The sequence below is a fragment of the Streptomyces sp. NPDC101490 genome, assembly GCF_044767145.1.
Classification (GTDB): Bacteria; Actinomycetota; Actinomycetes; order Streptomycetales; family Streptomycetaceae; genus Streptomyces.
In genome coordinates this window covers 1-14376 of sequence record NZ_JBIWNI010000038.1, presented here as the reverse complement: position 1 = coordinate 14376, position 14376 = coordinate 1, and the positions used below count along the sequence as shown (strand labels likewise).

Below are 14376 nucleotides of genomic sequence, written 5' to 3'. Positions count from 1 at the left end.
AAATGCCGGATGCCGATCCCTGCTGGGTGTGGGTGTGGGTGTGGGTGCGGGCGTGAGCTGTGGGCCGTCCCGCATCCGCGTCGTGGGGGCGGGACGGAACCGTTGTTCGGTCTCGCCGGACCCTGACGGGCCCAACGCGTTCCGACGGACAGGCGATCAGCTCGGATGCCGCATCGGTCGTGCTGGTCCCCGGCTCTCCTCACACCCTGGCCCGGGTCGATCCCAGTTCGCGTCGACCCTGGCTCTTTCTGCCTGGATGAGTGGCCGGACCACATCCTCGACGGTTCGGTGGGAGATCCCGGCGAATTCGTGAAGCCAGTCGACGAGGTCGGCGGGCAGACGGAGGGCGAGAGGACGTGTGGCGGAGGGTTCGGGCATGGGGTTCTCCTGCGGGGGTCGTGTGGGTGGCGGGCGGTAGCCGCGCCCGGTCGAGCTTCGCTGCGACGAACAGGGCGGGGGCGTCGGTCTTCGGCGGGAACGGTGAACCTTCCGGGGGTAGGGCGACCGTACTGAGTCGTTCGCTTGCTCGTCGAACAGTTCCGATATATCGTTGAGATATCGCCGATGGTTCGGTGATGTGGATACTCACGAAAGGGGCGCTGTCATGCGTTCACCAGGACACGAGTGTGGAAACGGGCATGGGCACGGACACGGTGCCGGTCGCGGAGGCTTCGGCGGCGGGCCCCGCGGCGACTTCGAAGGACGGCGGGCCGCGTTCGGGCCTTTCGGGCCCGGCTTCGGCGGAGGCCCCTTCGGGGGTGGCTTCGGCGGCGGGCGCGGTCGTGGAGGCGGCGGCCGGGGGCGGGCGCGGCGCGGTGACGTGCGCGCCTCGATCCTGGCGCTCCTCAAGGACCGCCCGATGCACGGCTACGAGATGATCAAGGAGATCGGCGAGCGCAGCGACGGGGCGTGGAAGCCCAGCCCCGGTTCCGTCTACCCGACCCTCCAGATGCTGGAGGACGAGGGTCTGATCGTCAGCGAGAGCGAGGGCGGCAAGAAGCTGTTCACGCTCACCGACTCCGGACGCGCCGAGGCCGGGGAAGGACCCGAGGCGCCGTGGGAGGAGGCCGGTCGCGGGGTCGACTGGGAGGCCGTGAACGAGATCCGGCAGGCCGGTTTCGGTCTGATGGAGGCCTTCGGGCAGGTCTGGAAGACCGGCAGCCCCGAGCAGCGGCAGAAGGCGGTCGGCGTGATCAACGAAGCCCGCAAGAAGCTGTACCTGATCCTCGCCGACGAGCACTGAGCGGTGCCCGCCCCGGCCGGGACCGATGACGCGAAGGGCCCCGTGGCATCCCGCCACGGGGCCCTTCGCGTCCGTCCGGAGTGCGGTGCCCCCCCCGATCAGGCCACCAGGCCCGAGAGCTTCCGCAGCGACTCGGTCAGGGCCGCCGTCGCCGAGTCGCGCAGCTTGCCCGCCATCAGCGAGACCGCGGCCCCCGTGAACTGTCCGTCGATCCGCAGGAGGGTCGCCCCGCCGTCCGCCGCGAGCGAGTAGCGGGTGGTGACGATCACGCCCATCGGGCCCTTGCCCTTGATGGCGAACGCCCGTTCCGCCGCCAGTTCCTCGACCGTCCAGAGCACCTCGGCGGGGAAGCCCATCAGCTTCATGTTCTCGGTGAAGGTGGCGCCGGTCTCCAGGGCCGTCGGGCCGCCGTCCGGGAAGTTCGTGTGGGTGGCGTTCCACTCGCCGTACGAGGGGAAGTCCAGGAGCCGCGCCCAGACCTTTCCGGCCGGTGCCTCGATCCGTGCCTCCGCGCTGACTTCGGCCATGAGACCACCCCTTCACGCGTGCCAACTGGGTTCCGGTGTCGCGGAACGTAGCGGCACGATCGTGAACATTCAATACTGATGAACCGTCAGTTCTGCGGCGGCCGGACCGGCCCCGTGGCCGATCCACCGGAGTTCGGCGTCGTCGAAGCTGTCGGACGCGCGCGGTGCCCCGTCCTCCTCGTGACGGTGGAACGCCGCCCAGAACAGATCGCCCGGCAGCGCCTCCCTGGGCGCGTACACCCGATAGACGTACTGCCGCCCGTCGAGCGCGAGCAGACCCACCATCCAGAACACGAACCGAGGACGCCTGGGGACGGCTCCCCGGTTGCGACAGGGGCGCGTGGCAAGGCGGCGCGCGCCCCTCGGGGGCAACGCGCGCGATCTCATCCGTAAGGAGGAGGAACCGTGCGCACGTGCCCAACTCCGGTGGGATGCGGACATGCTTCTCCCCGGCGATGCCCCGGCCGCCTCCGCCTGATGGGGTGAGAGGGTGCACCGTCCCGCCCCGTTCCCCCAGCCGCTCGGACAGCCCGCCGCCCCGCGCGCGGAGCTCGCGCCCTTCCTGACGCCGTCCCTCGCCACGGTCGTGTCGGGTGCGCGCCGCAGAGCGCTCCGGGACGGCGACCGGCAGATCGACACCGCGCACCTCCTGCACTCGCTCGTCGAGTCCGACCCCGAGGTCGGCGCCGCGCTCGGCGGCGGCGGGAAGGCCGCCCGCGTCCTCGGCTACCTCGTCCAGCGCTCCATCGGGTACGGCCTGCGCTGGCAGCGCTCCGTGGAGAGCTCCGCCGCCGGACGTCTGCTGCCCGCCGTGCGCGGCTCCGGAGTCCGGGGCTCCCGGGCCGCCTCCGGCTGGTCGCCCGCCGCCTCCGCCGCCCTGACGGAAGCCTTCCACCGGGCCGCCGCACGGGGGGACGCGCAGGCCCGTGGGACCGATGTGCTCGCCGGGATCACGGCCGATCCCGAGTGCCGGGCCGTCGAGGTGCTGCGCCGGGCGGGGATCGACACGGCGGCCCTGCGCACCCGGCTCGCCGCCGGATCGACCGCCCCGGAGGAGGCTTCGCTTCCGCCGGAGGAAGCGGAGCCGTCTCAACAGGTGTGACGGGGGTTACGCGCCTGACCGGGTCCTGTCATCATGGCCCGATGCACGCGTCTCAGGGGAGAAGCGCCGGCCTGGGACTAGCCCTGGCCTCGGCCTTCGCATTCGGTGGTTCGGGAGTGGCGGCCAAGCCGCTCATCACGGCGGGGCTCGACCCGCTCCACGTGGTGTGGCTGCGCGTCGCGGGCGCCGCGCTCGTCATGCTCCCGGTGGCCTGGCGCCACCGGGACCTGCTCCGCCGCAAACCCGCCCTCCTCATGGGCTTCGGTCTGCTCGCCGTCGCCGGGGTCCAGGCCTTCTACTTCGCCTCGATCTCCCGCATCCCGGTGGGGGTCGCGCTGCTCGTCGAGTACCTCGCCCCGGCGCTCGTCCTCGGCTGGGTCCGCTTCGTCCAGCGCAGGCCCGTCACCCGCGCCGCCGCCTTCGGCGTCGTCCTGGCCGTCGGCGGGCTCGCCTGTGTCGTCCAGGTCTGGTCGGGGCTCTCCTTCGACGTCGTGGGGCTGCTCCTGGCGCTCGCCGCGGCCTGCTGCCAGGTCGGCTACTTCGTCCTCTCCGACCAGGGCTCCGGCGAGGCGGAACAGGCCGACCCGCTCGGCGTCATCGCGTACGGGCTCCTCATCGGCGCCCTCGTCCTCACCGTGATCGCCCGGCCTTGGGGCATGGAGTGGTCCCTCCTCGGCGGCCGGGTGGACATGGGCGGCGACGCGGTGCCCGCGTGGCTGCTGCTCGGCTGGATCGTGCTGATCGCCACCGTCCTCGCGTACGTCACCGGCGTCATCTCGGTGCGTCGGCTGTCCCCGCAGGTCGCCGGGGTCGTGGCCTGCCTCGAAGCGGTCATCGCGACCGTCCTCGCCTGGGTGCTGCTCGGTGAGCACCTCGACGCGCCGCAGATCATCGGCGGCGCCGTGGTCCTCGTCGGAGCCCTCATCGCCCAGTCCTCCACCCCGAAGGCACCCCCGGTGGAGCCCGTGGCGGGGTCGTCGCCGGAGGCTGTGGCGGGCGGTGGCACGCCGGAGGACGGCGGCCGGGGTGGGGTCACCCGGGGTGAGGGGGGCCGGACCGGCGGCGGTCATGGCGGGGAGGGCCCTGCCACCGGTGGGCCTGCCCCGGGTGGCCCCACCCGCGACGCCCCGGTGAACGCCGGTGCGGCCGACGGCGGCGCGGAAGGCCCCGGGCCCTCAGGCGGGCGGGCCTGAGGGCGTCGGCCCCGGGGACGTACCGCCCGAGAGCGCTGGTGAGGGGACGTACGGCCTGAAGGCGCTGGTCACGGGCGTACGGATCGAAAGTTCCGGTCGTACGGGGAGCGGCCCGAAGGCTTCGGCCCCGTGGATGCCGGTCCTGAAGGCGCCGATCCCGGACGCCGGTGTCCCGAGGGCTTCGGCCCCGCGGACGGCGGCCCCGGGAACGCCCGTCCGGCAGGCGGACCGGATACGCGGTTGTCGGCGGGCCGCAACGCCCCCTAGGGTGCCGGTCATGCACGGGACCACCCTTCCGCCGCCCGTCGCCTAGCGCGCGCGGCACCTCTCCGACGAAGACCGGGCTCGGCCGGGCGGCTTCCGCCCCCGAGCGGTTCGTCGCTGCCCGCGCGCGGAGCCCAGCGACCACCCTTCCCTCTGTCTTCCACGGAGAAGTCACGTGTCGAACCCCTCGGAATCCGCTCTGCCCGTCGGCCGGAGCCTGCTCTACCTGATCGTCGCCGGGATCGCCTGGGGCACGGCGGGCGCCGCCGCCTCCCTGATCTTCCGGATCAGCGACATGGGCCCCCTCGCGCTCTCCTTCTGGCGCTGCGTCGGCGGCCTCGTCCTGCTTCTCGGCGCGCTCGCGCTGAGGAGCAGGCGCGCCCGGACGGCGGGGGAGACGCGCGGGCGGCGGACCGCCCGCATCCTCGGCACCGGGATCGGGCTCACCGTCTTCCAGAGCGCCTACTTCGCCGCCGTGCAGTCCACCGGGCTCGCGGTCGGCACCGTCGTCACCCTCGGCGCGGGCCCCGTCCTCATCGCGCTCGGCGCCCGGCTCACCATGGGCGAGCGCCTCGGGCGCGGCGGCGCCGTCGCCGTCACCGGCGCGCTCGCCGGGCTCGTCGTCCTCGTCCTGGGCGGCGGCGCGACGGAGGTACGGCCGCTCGGCGTGGTCCTCGCGCTCGTCGCGGCGGCCGGATACGCGGTGATCACCCTGCTCACCCGCTGGCTCGGCAGGGACGGCGGCCGGACGGACGCCCTCGCCACCACCACCTGGGCCTTCGCCGTCGGAGCCGTGGGGCTGCTGCCCGCCGCGCTCGCCGAGGGACTCGTCCCGCACACGGACGCGCCGCTGAGCGTGCTGCTCCTCCTCGGATACGTGGCCGCCGTGCCGACCGCGCTCGCCTACGCGCTCTACTTCGCGGGCGCCGCGGTCGTCCGGGCCGCCACGGTCTCCGTGGTCATGCTCCTGGAGCCGGTGAGCGCGGCCGTGATCGCCGTGTCCCTGCTCGGCGAGCGGCTGACCGGTGCGATCGTGCTCGGCACACTGCTGCTGCTCACCGCCGTCACGGGTCTGGCCTTCGCCGAGACGCGCACGGCGGCGCGGCGACGGGCGGCGGAGGCGCGGGAGTCGGAGGCGGAGACGCTGGCGGTGTGAGGACGTGAACAGGGGGCGGACCCGGTGCGGGTCCGCCCCCTGTTCCGCGTGGTGCCGCTTCCGTTCCGAGGCGTTACACGCCCCGCCGGTTCGAGTGGAAGACCAGCCGGTACTTGCCGAACGGGTCAGAACGCGGACAGGTAGCCCGGCAGTGCCACCGCCGGGTCGAGGTCGTCCGACGGGACCGGCTCGCCGTAGCCCCGGTGCACCGGGACCACGCCCGACCAGTGGGGCAGGCCGAGGTCCTCGGCGTCGTCGTTGGGGCCGCCGGAGCGGACCTTGGCCGACACCTCGTCCAGATCGATCCGGATCACGGCGGTGGCGGCCAGTTCCTTGGCGTTCGCGGGGCGGGAGTCGGCGGAGCGGCCGGGGACGACGTGGTCGACGAGCGCGTCGAGGACGGTGCGCAGCTCCTCGGGGTCGGTGACCTGGTGGGCGGTGCCGTGGACCACGACCGAGCGGTAGTTGATCGAGTGGTGGAAGGCGGAGCGGGCGAGTACGAGGCCGTCGACGTGGGTCACGGTGAGGCAGACGGGCAGCCCGGGAGCGGCCACCCCGTCACCCGCGGCGCGCAGCGGGCGCGAACCGGTGGAGCCGTGCACGTAGAGCCGGTCGCCGACGCGGGCGTAGAGCGTCGGCAGGACGACGGGCGCGCCGTCCCGGACGAAGCCGAGGTGGCAGACGTAGGCCTCGTCGAGTATCGAGTGGACGAGCGCCTTGTCGTACGAGGCGCGCTCGCGGGAGCGGGTGGGCACGGTCCGGTCGGTCGGGGCGTACGTGTCGGCGGCGGTCATGTGCCAACTCCATTGCACTAGTGCATACTGTTGTTTGTGCTAGGAGAATATCGGATCGAAGGTCGCCGTGCGTCGGACATCGCCGCGAGCGTGGAGCGCGGGGTCGGCGCCGGAAGCCTGCAGCCGGGTCAATCCCTCCCGCCCATGCGGGAGTTGGCCGAGAGGCTCGGGGTGAACCCCAACACTGTCGCCGCCGCCTACCGCACCCTGCGCGAGCGCGGGGTCATCGAGACGGACGGCCGGCGCGGCAGCCGCGTACGGCCACGGCCCGCCACCACCGCGCGCGGCTCCCTCCGGGTCGAGGTCCCCGCCGGGGTTCGGGACGTGAGCGGCGGCAACCCCGACCCCGCTCTGCTGCCGCCGCTCGGCGCGGCCTTCGCGGAGGTGGCCCGGCGGTACGCCGACCGGCCCGGCATGTACGGAGAGGTCCCCGTCGACGAGGAGTTCGGACGGCTCGCGCGCGCCGCCTTCGACGCGGACGGGGTGCCCGACGGGCCCGTCGGCGTCGCCTCCGGCTCCCTCGACGCGGTCGAACGGGTCCTCGCCGCCCGGCTGCGGCCCGGTGACGCGGTCGCCGTCGAGGACCCGGGCTGGGGCAGCCTCCTCGACCTGGTGCCCGCGCTCGGCCTGCGGCCCGTACCGGTCGCCGTCGACGACGAGGGGCCGCTCCCCGGGGAGGTCGAGCGCGCGGTGCGGAAGGACGGGGCGCGGGCGGTGATCGTGACCGACCGGGCGCAGAACCCGACCGGCGCCTGTGTGTCCGGGGCGCGGGCCCGGGAACTGCGGCGGGTGCTCGCGGCCCACCCCGGCGTGCTGCTCGTCGAGGACGACCACGGGCACGGCTTCGTCGCGGAGCCGCTCCATCCGCTCGCCGGGGTCACCGACCACTGGGTCCTGATCCGCTCCGTCGCCAAGGCCTACGGGCCCGATCTGCGGATCGCCGTCTTCACCGGGGACTCGGAGACCGTCGACCGGGTGCTCGGGCGGCAGCGGCTCGGCCCCGGCTGGGTCAGCCGTCTCCTCCAGGGGGCCGTCGCGCACCTGTGGGCCACGGGCGCGGTGGACCCCGAAGCCGTCGCCCGCGCGTACGGGAAGCGCCGTGACGGCCTCGTACGGGCGCTGGCCCGGCGCGGTGTCGTGGCGCACGGGCGCGGGGGCATGAACGTATGGGTGCCGGTCGCCGACGAGACGGGGGCGGTGGCCGGGCTCCTGGCCGCCGGATGGGCGGTGGCCCCGGGCGCGCGCTTCCGGATGGACACCGGACCGGCCGTCCGCCTCACCGTCTCCGGCCTCACCGCCTCGGACGTGGAGACCCTGGCGGAGGCGGTGGCGCGGGTGGCGGGACCGGTGGTGGCACGGAGCTACGGGTAGCGGGGTAGCGGGGTAGCGGGGTGGCGGGCCCGGACTCCGTGCGCCGGGTGGGTCCGCCGGGGCCCGGCCGTGGCACGGGGGTGCGGGCCGGGGCGGGCCGAGGGGCGGGATCGAGGGGTGCGGGTCCGGCTCCGGCAGGGCTCAGACCGAGGCGGCCTTCCGTGGTGTGTCGGCGGCCGGTCCGTTCCGCTGGGCCGGGGCCGGGGCCGGGGCCGGGTCCGGAGTCGGAGTCGGGTCCGAGGCCGGAGTCGGGGATGTGGTGCGCCGGGAGGTGCGGGTCTGGGTGAGGGCCGCGCCCGCGAGGACCACCACCGCGCCGACCGGGGTGTTCCAGCTGAGCCCCTCGTCCAGCAGGGTGACGCCCGCCGCCGTGGCGATCACCGGGATGAAGTACGTGACCATGGAGGCCGTGGTCGGGCCGACCTCCTCGACCACCCCGTACTGGAGCAGCATCGCGTACCCGGTGCCCAGCGCGCCCAGCGCGATCACGGCGAGCAGCGGAAGGACCTCCACCGACTCCGGCATCGAGGTGAACACCGGCGTCACCACGGCCAGTTGCAGCGTCGCTATGCCGACCTGCGAGGTGGCGAGGGAGAGGTTCGAGACCCCGGAGCCGGCGAGGGTCCTGCGGACGTATATCCAGCCGACCGCGTAGCTGAACGAGGCCAGCAGGGCCATCGCCGTGCCCGTCACGTCCAGACCGGAGAAGCCCTGCCAGGCGCCGAGGACGGTGAGCACACCGACGAAGCCGATCCCGAGACCCGCCGCGCGGACCCGGGTGGGCCGGTCCTCGGAGAGCGCCACCAGCGAGAGGAGCATCCCCCACAACGGTGTCGTCGCGTTGCAGATGCCCGCCAGGGTCGAGGGGATCGTCAGCTCCGCGTACGAGAACAGGGAGAACGGCAGCGCGTTCAGGAGGAACGCGGCGACCGTCAGATGCCCCCAGACCCGCGCGCCGCGCGGCAGCCGGTCCCGCTTCACCGCCAGCGCCACGGCGAGCACCGCCGTACCGAACAGGAGCCGTCCGAAGGTGACCTGGAACGGCGCGAAGCCCTCCGTGCCGACCTTGATGAAGACGAAGCTGAAGCCCCAGATGAGGGCCAGGACGCCGAAGCGGACACGCCAGTCGAGGAGGCGTGAGGTGCGGACGGGGGACGGGAGGGGCGGGGCTGCTGCGGGGCTCATGACACTCAGGGTGACGGCCCCGATCTCGTAGAACAAGCGAGAATTCCTCGACCCCTTCCCTTAGGATCGCTTACATGTTGAACCTGGAGCGCCTGCGCACCCTGGACGCCCTCGCCCGGCACGGCTCGGTCAGCGGCGCGGCCGAAGGGCTGCACGTCACCACCTCGGCCGTCTCCCAGCAGCTGTCCAAACTGGAGCGGGAGGTGGGACAGCGGCTGCTCGCCAAGAACGGGCGGGGCGTCCGGCTCACCGACGCGGGCCTGCTGCTCGCCGAGCACGCCGCCCGCATCCTCTCCCAGGTCCAGCTGGCCCAGGCCGACATCGAGGCACAGCGCGGCCGGGTGGTGGGCGAGGTCCGCGTGGCGGCCTTCCCGACAGCGGCCCGTGGCCTCTTCCCCGCCGCGCTCGCCGCCCTGCGCGACGACCACCCCGAACTGCGCGTCCGTACGACGGAGCTGGAGCCCGAGCACGGCGTGCGGGCCGTCCTGCGCGGCGACGCGGACCTGGCGCTCGTCCTCGACTGGAGCAACAAACGGGCCCCCGTCCCCGGCGGTCTCGAACGGGCCCACCTCCTCGACGACTCCGCCGACGTCGCCCTGCCCGCCGGGCATCCGCTGGCCGGCCGGGACGCGGTGGACCTGGTGGACTTCGCCGACGAGGAGTGGGTGTCCTGGCCTCAGGGCGAGTTCTGCCACGACTGGCTGATGTTCACCCTGCGTTCCCAGGGCATCGAACCCCGCATCGGGCACCTCGCGGGCGAGCACCACACCCAACTGGCGCTGGTCGCCGCCGGACTGGGCGTGTGCGTGACGCCCCGGCTCGGCCGCACCCTGCCGGACGGCGTGGTGTTCGTGCCCGTACGGCAGAAGGTGCGGCGGCACATCTACGCCATCTGGCGCGGTGACGCGGGGCGCCGCCCCTCCGTACGGGCCGTCGTGGACGCGCTGCGGACGGCGGCGGAACCGCTGGCGAGCTGAGCCCGGCCGCACCTCGGGCCCTCGGGACCCCCTAGTCCTCTGGGACCCGCGAGTCCTCAGGGGCCCGCGAGCTTGCGGAAGTCCCAGGAGGCCACGGCCTCGGGGGTCAGCCGGAGCCAGGCGTGCCGCCCGTCGTGCGGCATCGCCTCCAGACCGAAGTTCTTGGCCGCGAACAGGGCCTCCACCGCGTCGAGTCCGGGGTGCGGCTCGCCCGTGCGCGGGGCCTCGCCCACGGACTCGACCCTGCCCGAGAGCTCCACCCCGCGCAGCTCCCCGTACTCCTCGCCGTCGTCCACCACCACGGCGATCCTCGGATCGGCGCGCAGCTCCGCCCAGCGGCGGCTGCGCGTCAGCGAGTACAGCCACAGCGAGGAGCCGTCCCAGACGAACCACAGCGCGCTGACGTGCGGGCGCCCGTCGGCGGACACGGTCGCCACCCGGCAGGTGCGCTGTTCGGCGAGGAAGGAGTCGAGCTCGGCCGGGGTCATCATGATCCGGCGTCCACGGCGCTGTGCGACGGTCATCGTCCGCACCCTTCTGGATTTCTGATGAGACGTCAGAAAGCATGGAGGGCCATCCGCGCGCGTGCAAGGGGAGGGCCCATGGGGCAGGAACGGGAACAACGGGAACAGGGTCGGCGACGGGACCGGGAAGAGAGCCGGGGGCGGAGTCCGGAGCGGAGTCCGGAGCGGGGTCGGGGAGGCCGGACCGAGGACCGGCTGGGGGAGGCGGTACGGCCGGACGGCGGAGTCGTCCTGCTCACCGTGGAGTGCCAGCAGGGCGTCGTCGGCCCGGACAGCGCGCTGCCCGAACTGGCCGCCGCCGCCCGTACGTCCGGCGCCCTGAGGAACGTCGCCCGGCTCGTCGCCGCCGCCCACGAGGCCGACGTCCAGGTGATCCACGCCGTCGCCGAACGGCGCCCCGACGGCCGGGGCGCGAACACCAACGCACGCCTGTTCCGGGCCGCGACCAGGCTGCCCGTGCAGCAGCACAGCGGCAGTACGGCCGTCCGGATCGCCGAACCGATCGAGGTCGCCGACGAGGACCTCGTCGTCCGGCGGCTGCACGGACTCTCCCCGCTCGCCGGGACCGACGTCGGCCCCCTCCTGCGCAACCTGGGTTGCCGCACCCTGATCGTCACGGGCGTCTCCGCCAACGTGGCCGTGCCCAACGCCGTCTTCGACGCGGTGAACCTCGGCCACACCGTGGTCGTCCCCGGGGACGCCGTCGCGGGGGTGCCCGCCGACTACACCCCCGCGATGATCCGCCACACCCTCGCGCTCGTCGCCACCGTCACCACGACCGACGAGATCCTCGCCCGCTGGAAGCAGCCCCGCCGCTCCCCCCGGACCAGCTGAGGGCCGGAGCGCGCCGTCAGCCGAAGCTGATCGCGTCGCCCACCACCTGGATCGGCGTCGGCGGCAGGGAAGCGGTGGCAGGACCGGACTTCACACTCCCGTCCGACACGTCGAAGTGGCTCTGGTGGCAGGGACAGACGATGACCCCGTCCTTGACGGCGCTCACCGCGCAGCCGGCGTGGGTGCACTTGGACGAGAAGGCCTTGAACTCGCCCGCCTTCGGCTGGGTGATGACGACACCCCGGTCGGCGACGACCTTGCCGCCGCCCACCGGGATGTCCCCGGTCCGCGCGAGCGTGCCACCCTCCGTCGCCGCGCCCTCCCCATCGGCGCCGCCGGTGCCGCTGTCACCACTCCCGCCGCCTCCGCACGCGGTGAGCGCCGCCGCGAGACCCGCGCCGCCCGCCGCCACGACCACCGTCCGGCGTGCCACTCCGCTCATGTGCCGCTCCTCTTCCCTCGGTGCCCCGGCGCGCCCGATGCGCCGTGTGCCGGGCTCCGAGGCTACGGCGGCGACCTGTGTCCCGTTCACGGGACGGGCCGTCCGCCTCCCGGACTGCCGTGACACGTCGGCTACTTGACAGGGTGGGGGAGGGAGAGGCGAGCGGTCGGCGCGAGGACGGGCGCCTTTCGCGGACGGGCGGTACGGGGTTCGGCGCAGGGCCCGTACGGGGCTTCGTGCGGGGCCGGTACGGGGCTTCGTGCGGGGCCCGTACGGGGAGGAGCGGGTTTCGGCGCGGTCCGCACCCGGAGTGGAGCGGCTGCCCCTACGGCCGTCCGGTCCGGCGCCGCCCTCGTCCGGCACACCGTCGGCCGTGTCCTCGGCGGGTCGTCCGTGTGAGTCCGTACCGTCCGTCCGGTCCGACCTGGCAGACTGCGGGCCTCACGGTCGTCTCCCCGGGACGCGGGCGGACCGCCCGACCGGGACACGGCAAGCCACTCCTGGAGGCTCCCATGGCGCAGCGGCCCGGACCCGCGGTCCTCACCGTCACCCGTCCCCGCAGACCACCACGGCCCGACCGGAGCGGAACGGACGCCCGATGACCCTGTGCCGCACCCGCCGGGCCGTCGAACCGGGCACGCTCCACGTCCGCACCGCGCCCGCCGTGCCCACCGCCGCCGTCCTGCTGCTGCACGGCGGTCGCGCCGAAGGGCCCGAGCCGCCGCCCGCCCTCAACTTCCCGGCGCTGCGCATGCGGCCCTTCGCCGCCGCCGTCTCCCGCGCAGTCCGGGGCCGGGAGGTCCTCATCGCCGAGGTCCGCTACCGCCACCGGGGCTGGAACGGGCCGAACGCGGACCCCGCCCGGGACGCCGAGGACGCCCTCGTACGCCTCCGGGAACAGGCGGGGCCCGTCCCCGTCGTCCTCGTCGGCCACTCGATGGGCGGGCGCGCCGCACTCCGTGCCGCCGCTGACCCGGCCGTCCGGGGCGTCGTCGCCCTCGCGCCCTGGTGCCCCACCGGCGAACCCGTCGACCACCTCGGGGGCCGACGCCTCTACCTGCTCCACGACGAGACCGACCGCGTCACCTCGGCCCGCGCCTCCTGGGACTTCGTCCGCAGGGCACGCGCGGCGGGCGCGGACGCGGTGGGCATCCCGATGCCGATGGGCGGCCACGCGATGCTGCGCGGCGCCCACCTCTGGCACCGCCGCGCGGCCGAACTCACGGCGGCCCTGCTGTCCCACGGCTGAACCGGGGCCGGGCCTCAGGACCCCCGGACCGCGAGGGCGTCGGCGCAGGCCGCCCGGGTCGCCGCGTGCACCGCGCGGGCCAGCCGGGCGCCCCACAGGGACCGGGGACCGGCGAAGGGCTCGGGTTCGGTGCCGGTGCCGGTGCCGGTGCCGGTGTCGGTGCCGAGGGCGGAGACGGAGGCGGAGGGCGCGGCCACACAGACCGCGTCCGTGGGGGTGCCCGAGGCGTCCGCGCCCAGTTCGACGAGGGCCTGCACCTTGGCCTCGGTGGCGGTGGCGACCGCGTTGACGAGGGCCGCGTCGGTGAGGGGGACGGGCAGCGACACGATGATGTTGATCGTCCCCGGCCGAGGCGCCGCGACCCCACCGGCCCCCGGCGCCGCCGCCCACCCCCGTACCCCGATCCCGGCCGTGACCACGGCCCGCACCCCGCCGTCCTCGGCATGGCGGCGGTCGGCGACCGGAGCGGCCGTCATCAGCCCCGTCCCCGGGCCTTCGAGCCCCGCCCCGGCGGCCAGTTCGGCGAGGTGGGCGACGGGGTCGAGCCGCCCGTAGCCGGGCGGGACCTGCGCGTTGAGGACCCAGGCGCGCGGACCGATGCCACCACCGAGGACCGCGCTCGACACCATGCGGACGCCGGGCCCGGGAGCCCACACCAGCATCGGCCAGACCCGGCCCCCCTCCGTGTGGGACAGCAGGGCCGCGTCGGCGAGGGAAGCACCGGTGAGAAGGGTTCGAGAGGACACCCGGACACCCTAGGGGGTGTTTCGAGAGTCCCGCCTGCCTGGCGGCGTCCGGCAGGCGGCGCTCTCGAAACCCGCCCCAGGGGGTGCCCGGAGGAACGCTCCGCCGGGTGTGCGGCGGAGCGGTCCCCGCTTCCGGCGTCAGGGGTTCTCGACGCCGGAGATCCGGTACTTGCGCACCTCGGCGGCGTGGACACGGGCCGCCTGCCGGGGTTCCGGGCCCGTGCCCCGGAAGTGAGCCAGGTCCTCGTCCGTCTCCCAGCGCTCGTACACGTTGATCCGGTCCGGCTCGACCGGATCGGCCGACAGGACGAAGTCGAGACAGCCCGCGGCGGCACGGGCCTGTCGGACGACCTCCGAGCATCCGGCCAGATACGCGGCGCGGTCCGTGGCGTCCACCCACAACTGCCCGGCGATGATGATCATGCTGCTCCTCGTCCCGCGATGGTTCGGGTGACGCTCGTCGGCACCCCGCACGAGGAAGGACCGTGCCGGACCGCCGGACTCATCGGTGACCGTGACACGACCTCGCGGAGGTGGGCTTCCGGCGCTCCCTCCCCGCCTCCGTACGGACTCCGTCCCTCGAACGGCTGTCGTAGCCCGTTGTTATGGTGGCGGCAGCGACGAAAGGCGGGGGCCATGACCATCGACGCGCATCTGAAGACCTCGGAAGAGGATCTGAGACCGCGTTTGAGATCTGCCATGGGACGATCGGTCGGTGACTCGACTCGTGGACCGTGACCGCTCCCTTGAGGAGCTTGAGTGTGACCGC

At 74.3% G+C, this 14376-nt stretch carries 16 protein-coding genes; 8 read left to right on the top strand and 8 right to left on the bottom strand.

From position 1 onward, the window contains the following. The first annotated feature begins 604 nt into the window (after positions 1–604). On the top strand, positions 605–1243 hold the full coding sequence (locus ACIRQY_RS34240; protein ID WP_403932363.1) for a PadR family transcriptional regulator: 639 nt from the start codon (positions 605–607) through the stop codon (positions 1241–1243). A gap of 98 nt (positions 1244–1341) precedes the next feature. On the opposite strand, the gene ACIRQY_RS34235 is transcribed toward ACIRQY_RS34240, so the two are convergent. Both ACIRQY_RS34235 and ACIRQY_RS34230 read right to left on the bottom strand, forming a co-directional pair. Continuing rightward, complete coding sequence (locus tag ACIRQY_RS34235) at positions 1342–1770, bottom strand: SRPBCC family protein (RefSeq protein WP_403932360.1); 429 nt, start codon at positions 1768–1770, stop codon at positions 1342–1344. Between the two features lie 69 nt (positions 1771–1839). After that, positions 1840–2064 (bottom strand): hypothetical protein, encoded by a 225-nt coding sequence (locus tag ACIRQY_RS34230; protein WP_351795308.1) that lies wholly within the window; start codon positions 2062–2064, stop codon positions 1840–1842. Between the two features lie 196 nt (positions 2065–2260). On the opposite strand from ACIRQY_RS34230, the gene ACIRQY_RS34225 reads away from it, so the two are divergent. The 3 genes from ACIRQY_RS34225 to ACIRQY_RS34215 all read left to right on the top strand — a co-directional run bounded on the left by ACIRQY_RS34225 (position 2261) and on the right by ACIRQY_RS34215 (position 5485). Next, positions 2261–2872 carry a Clp protease N-terminal domain-containing protein gene (locus tag ACIRQY_RS34225; protein ID WP_403932357.1) on the top strand — a complete coding sequence of 204 codons (612 nt, stop codon included), beginning with the start codon at positions 2261–2263 and terminating at the stop codon, positions 2870–2872. A gap of 41 nt (positions 2873–2913) precedes the next feature. Further along, positions 2914–4065 (top strand): EamA family transporter, encoded by a 1152-nt coding sequence (locus ACIRQY_RS34220; RefSeq protein WP_403932354.1) that lies wholly within the window; start codon positions 2914–2916, stop codon positions 4063–4065. Positions 4066–4504: 439 nt separating this feature from the next. Continuing rightward, a complete protein-coding gene (locus tag ACIRQY_RS34215) occupies positions 4505–5485 on the top strand; it encodes a DMT family transporter (RefSeq protein WP_403932351.1) in 981 nt (326 codons plus the stop codon). A gap of 125 nt (positions 5486–5610) precedes the next feature. On the opposite strand, the gene ACIRQY_RS34210 is transcribed toward ACIRQY_RS34215, so the two are convergent. Beyond that, positions 5611–6279 carry a pyridoxamine 5'-phosphate oxidase family protein gene (locus ACIRQY_RS34210; protein ID WP_403932349.1) on the bottom strand — a complete coding sequence of 223 codons (669 nt, stop codon included), beginning with the start codon at positions 6277–6279 and terminating at the stop codon, positions 5611–5613. 36 nt (positions 6280–6315) lie between these two features. On the opposite strand from ACIRQY_RS34210, the gene ACIRQY_RS34205 reads away from it, so the two are divergent. After that, entirely contained in the window at positions 6316–7650 is a 1335-nt protein-coding gene (locus ACIRQY_RS34205; RefSeq protein ID WP_403932346.1) for an aminotransferase class I/II-fold pyridoxal phosphate-dependent enzyme, read from the top strand. 141 nt (positions 7651–7791) lie between these two features. Here ACIRQY_RS34205 and ACIRQY_RS34200 read toward each other — a convergent pair whose 3' ends face one another. Then, positions 7792–8835, bottom strand: a complete 1044-nt coding sequence (locus ACIRQY_RS34200; protein WP_403932343.1) for a DMT family transporter — start codon at positions 8833–8835, stop codon at positions 7792–7794. 74 nt (positions 8836–8909) lie between these two features. On the opposite strand from ACIRQY_RS34200, the gene ACIRQY_RS34195 reads away from it, so the two are divergent. Further along, positions 8910–9812: a LysR family transcriptional regulator gene (locus ACIRQY_RS34195; protein ID WP_351795324.1), complete on the top strand. Its 903-nt coding sequence runs from the start codon at positions 8910–8912 to the stop codon at positions 9810–9812. A gap of 56 nt (positions 9813–9868) precedes the next feature. Here the strand turns inward: ACIRQY_RS34195 and ACIRQY_RS34190 are convergent, their stop codons facing one another. Continuing rightward, a complete protein-coding gene (locus ACIRQY_RS34190) occupies positions 9869–10336 on the bottom strand; it encodes a pyridoxamine 5'-phosphate oxidase family protein (RefSeq protein ID WP_351795326.1) in 468 nt (155 codons plus the stop codon). 78 nt (positions 10337–10414) lie between these two features. On the opposite strand from ACIRQY_RS34190, the gene ACIRQY_RS34185 reads away from it, so the two are divergent. Further along, positions 10415–11170 (top strand): cysteine hydrolase, encoded by a 756-nt coding sequence (locus tag ACIRQY_RS34185; protein WP_403932340.1) that lies wholly within the window; start codon positions 10415–10417, stop codon positions 11168–11170. A gap of 16 nt (positions 11171–11186) precedes the next feature. On the opposite strand, the gene ACIRQY_RS34180 is transcribed toward ACIRQY_RS34185, so the two are convergent. Then, a complete protein-coding gene (locus ACIRQY_RS34180; protein ID WP_403932337.1) occupies positions 11187–11612 on the bottom strand; it encodes a Rieske (2Fe-2S) protein in 426 nt (141 codons plus the stop codon). Between the two features lie 598 nt (positions 11613–12210). On the opposite strand from ACIRQY_RS34180, the gene ACIRQY_RS34175 reads away from it, so the two are divergent. Next, positions 12211–12861, top strand: a complete 651-nt coding sequence (locus ACIRQY_RS34175; protein WP_403932334.1) for an alpha/beta fold hydrolase — start codon at positions 12211–12213, stop codon at positions 12859–12861. A 14-nt stretch (positions 12862–12875) separates the two neighbouring features. On the opposite strand, the gene ACIRQY_RS34170 is transcribed toward ACIRQY_RS34175, so the two are convergent. Beyond that, positions 12876–13607, bottom strand: coding sequence for an adenosylcobinamide amidohydrolase (locus tag ACIRQY_RS34170; RefSeq protein ID WP_403932332.1), 732 nt, complete (start codon positions 13605–13607; stop codon positions 12876–12878). Positions 13608–13745: 138 nt separating this feature from the next. Beyond that, positions 13746–14030 carry a putative quinol monooxygenase gene (locus ACIRQY_RS34165; protein WP_403932329.1) on the bottom strand — a complete coding sequence of 95 codons (285 nt, stop codon included), beginning with the start codon at positions 14028–14030 and terminating at the stop codon, positions 13746–13748. Between the last annotated feature and the right edge of the window lie 346 nt (positions 14031–14376).

Excerpts from the sequence above, each read along its gene's own strand:
- ACIRQY_RS34240 (WP_403932363.1), top strand. The coding sequence starts at position 605 with ATGCGTTCACCAGGACACGAGTGTGGAAACGGGCATGGGCACGGACAC.
- ACIRQY_RS34235 (WP_403932360.1), bottom strand. The coding sequence starts at position 1,770 with ATGGCCGAAGTCAGCGCGGAGGCACGGATCGAGGCACCGGCCGGAAAG.
- ACIRQY_RS34220 (WP_403932354.1), top strand. The coding sequence starts at position 2,914 with ATGCACGCGTCTCAGGGGAGAAGCGCCGGCCTGGGACTAGCCCTGGCC.
- ACIRQY_RS34210 (WP_403932349.1), bottom strand. The coding sequence starts at position 6,279 with ATGACCGCCGCCGACACGTACGCCCCGACCGACCGGACCGTGCCCACC.
- ACIRQY_RS34200 (WP_403932343.1), bottom strand. The coding sequence starts at position 8,835 with ATGAGCCCCGCAGCAGCCCCGCCCCTCCCGTCCCCCGTCCGCACCTCA.
- ACIRQY_RS34195 (WP_351795324.1), top strand. The coding sequence starts at position 8,910 with ATGTTGAACCTGGAGCGCCTGCGCACCCTGGACGCCCTCGCCCGGCAC.
- ACIRQY_RS34190 (WP_351795326.1), bottom strand. The coding sequence starts at position 10,336 with ATGACCGTCGCACAGCGCCGTGGACGCCGGATCATGATGACCCCGGCC.
- ACIRQY_RS34185 (WP_403932340.1), top strand. The coding sequence starts at position 10,415 with ATGGGGCAGGAACGGGAACAACGGGAACAGGGTCGGCGACGGGACCGG.
- ACIRQY_RS34180 (WP_403932337.1), bottom strand. The coding sequence starts at position 11,612 with ATGAGCGGAGTGGCACGCCGGACGGTGGTCGTGGCGGCGGGCGGCGCG.
- ACIRQY_RS34175 (WP_403932334.1), top strand. The coding sequence starts at position 12,211 with ATGACCCTGTGCCGCACCCGCCGGGCCGTCGAACCGGGCACGCTCCAC.
- ACIRQY_RS34165 (WP_403932329.1), bottom strand. The coding sequence starts at position 14,030 with ATGATCATCATCGCCGGGCAGTTGTGGGTGGACGCCACGGACCGCGCC.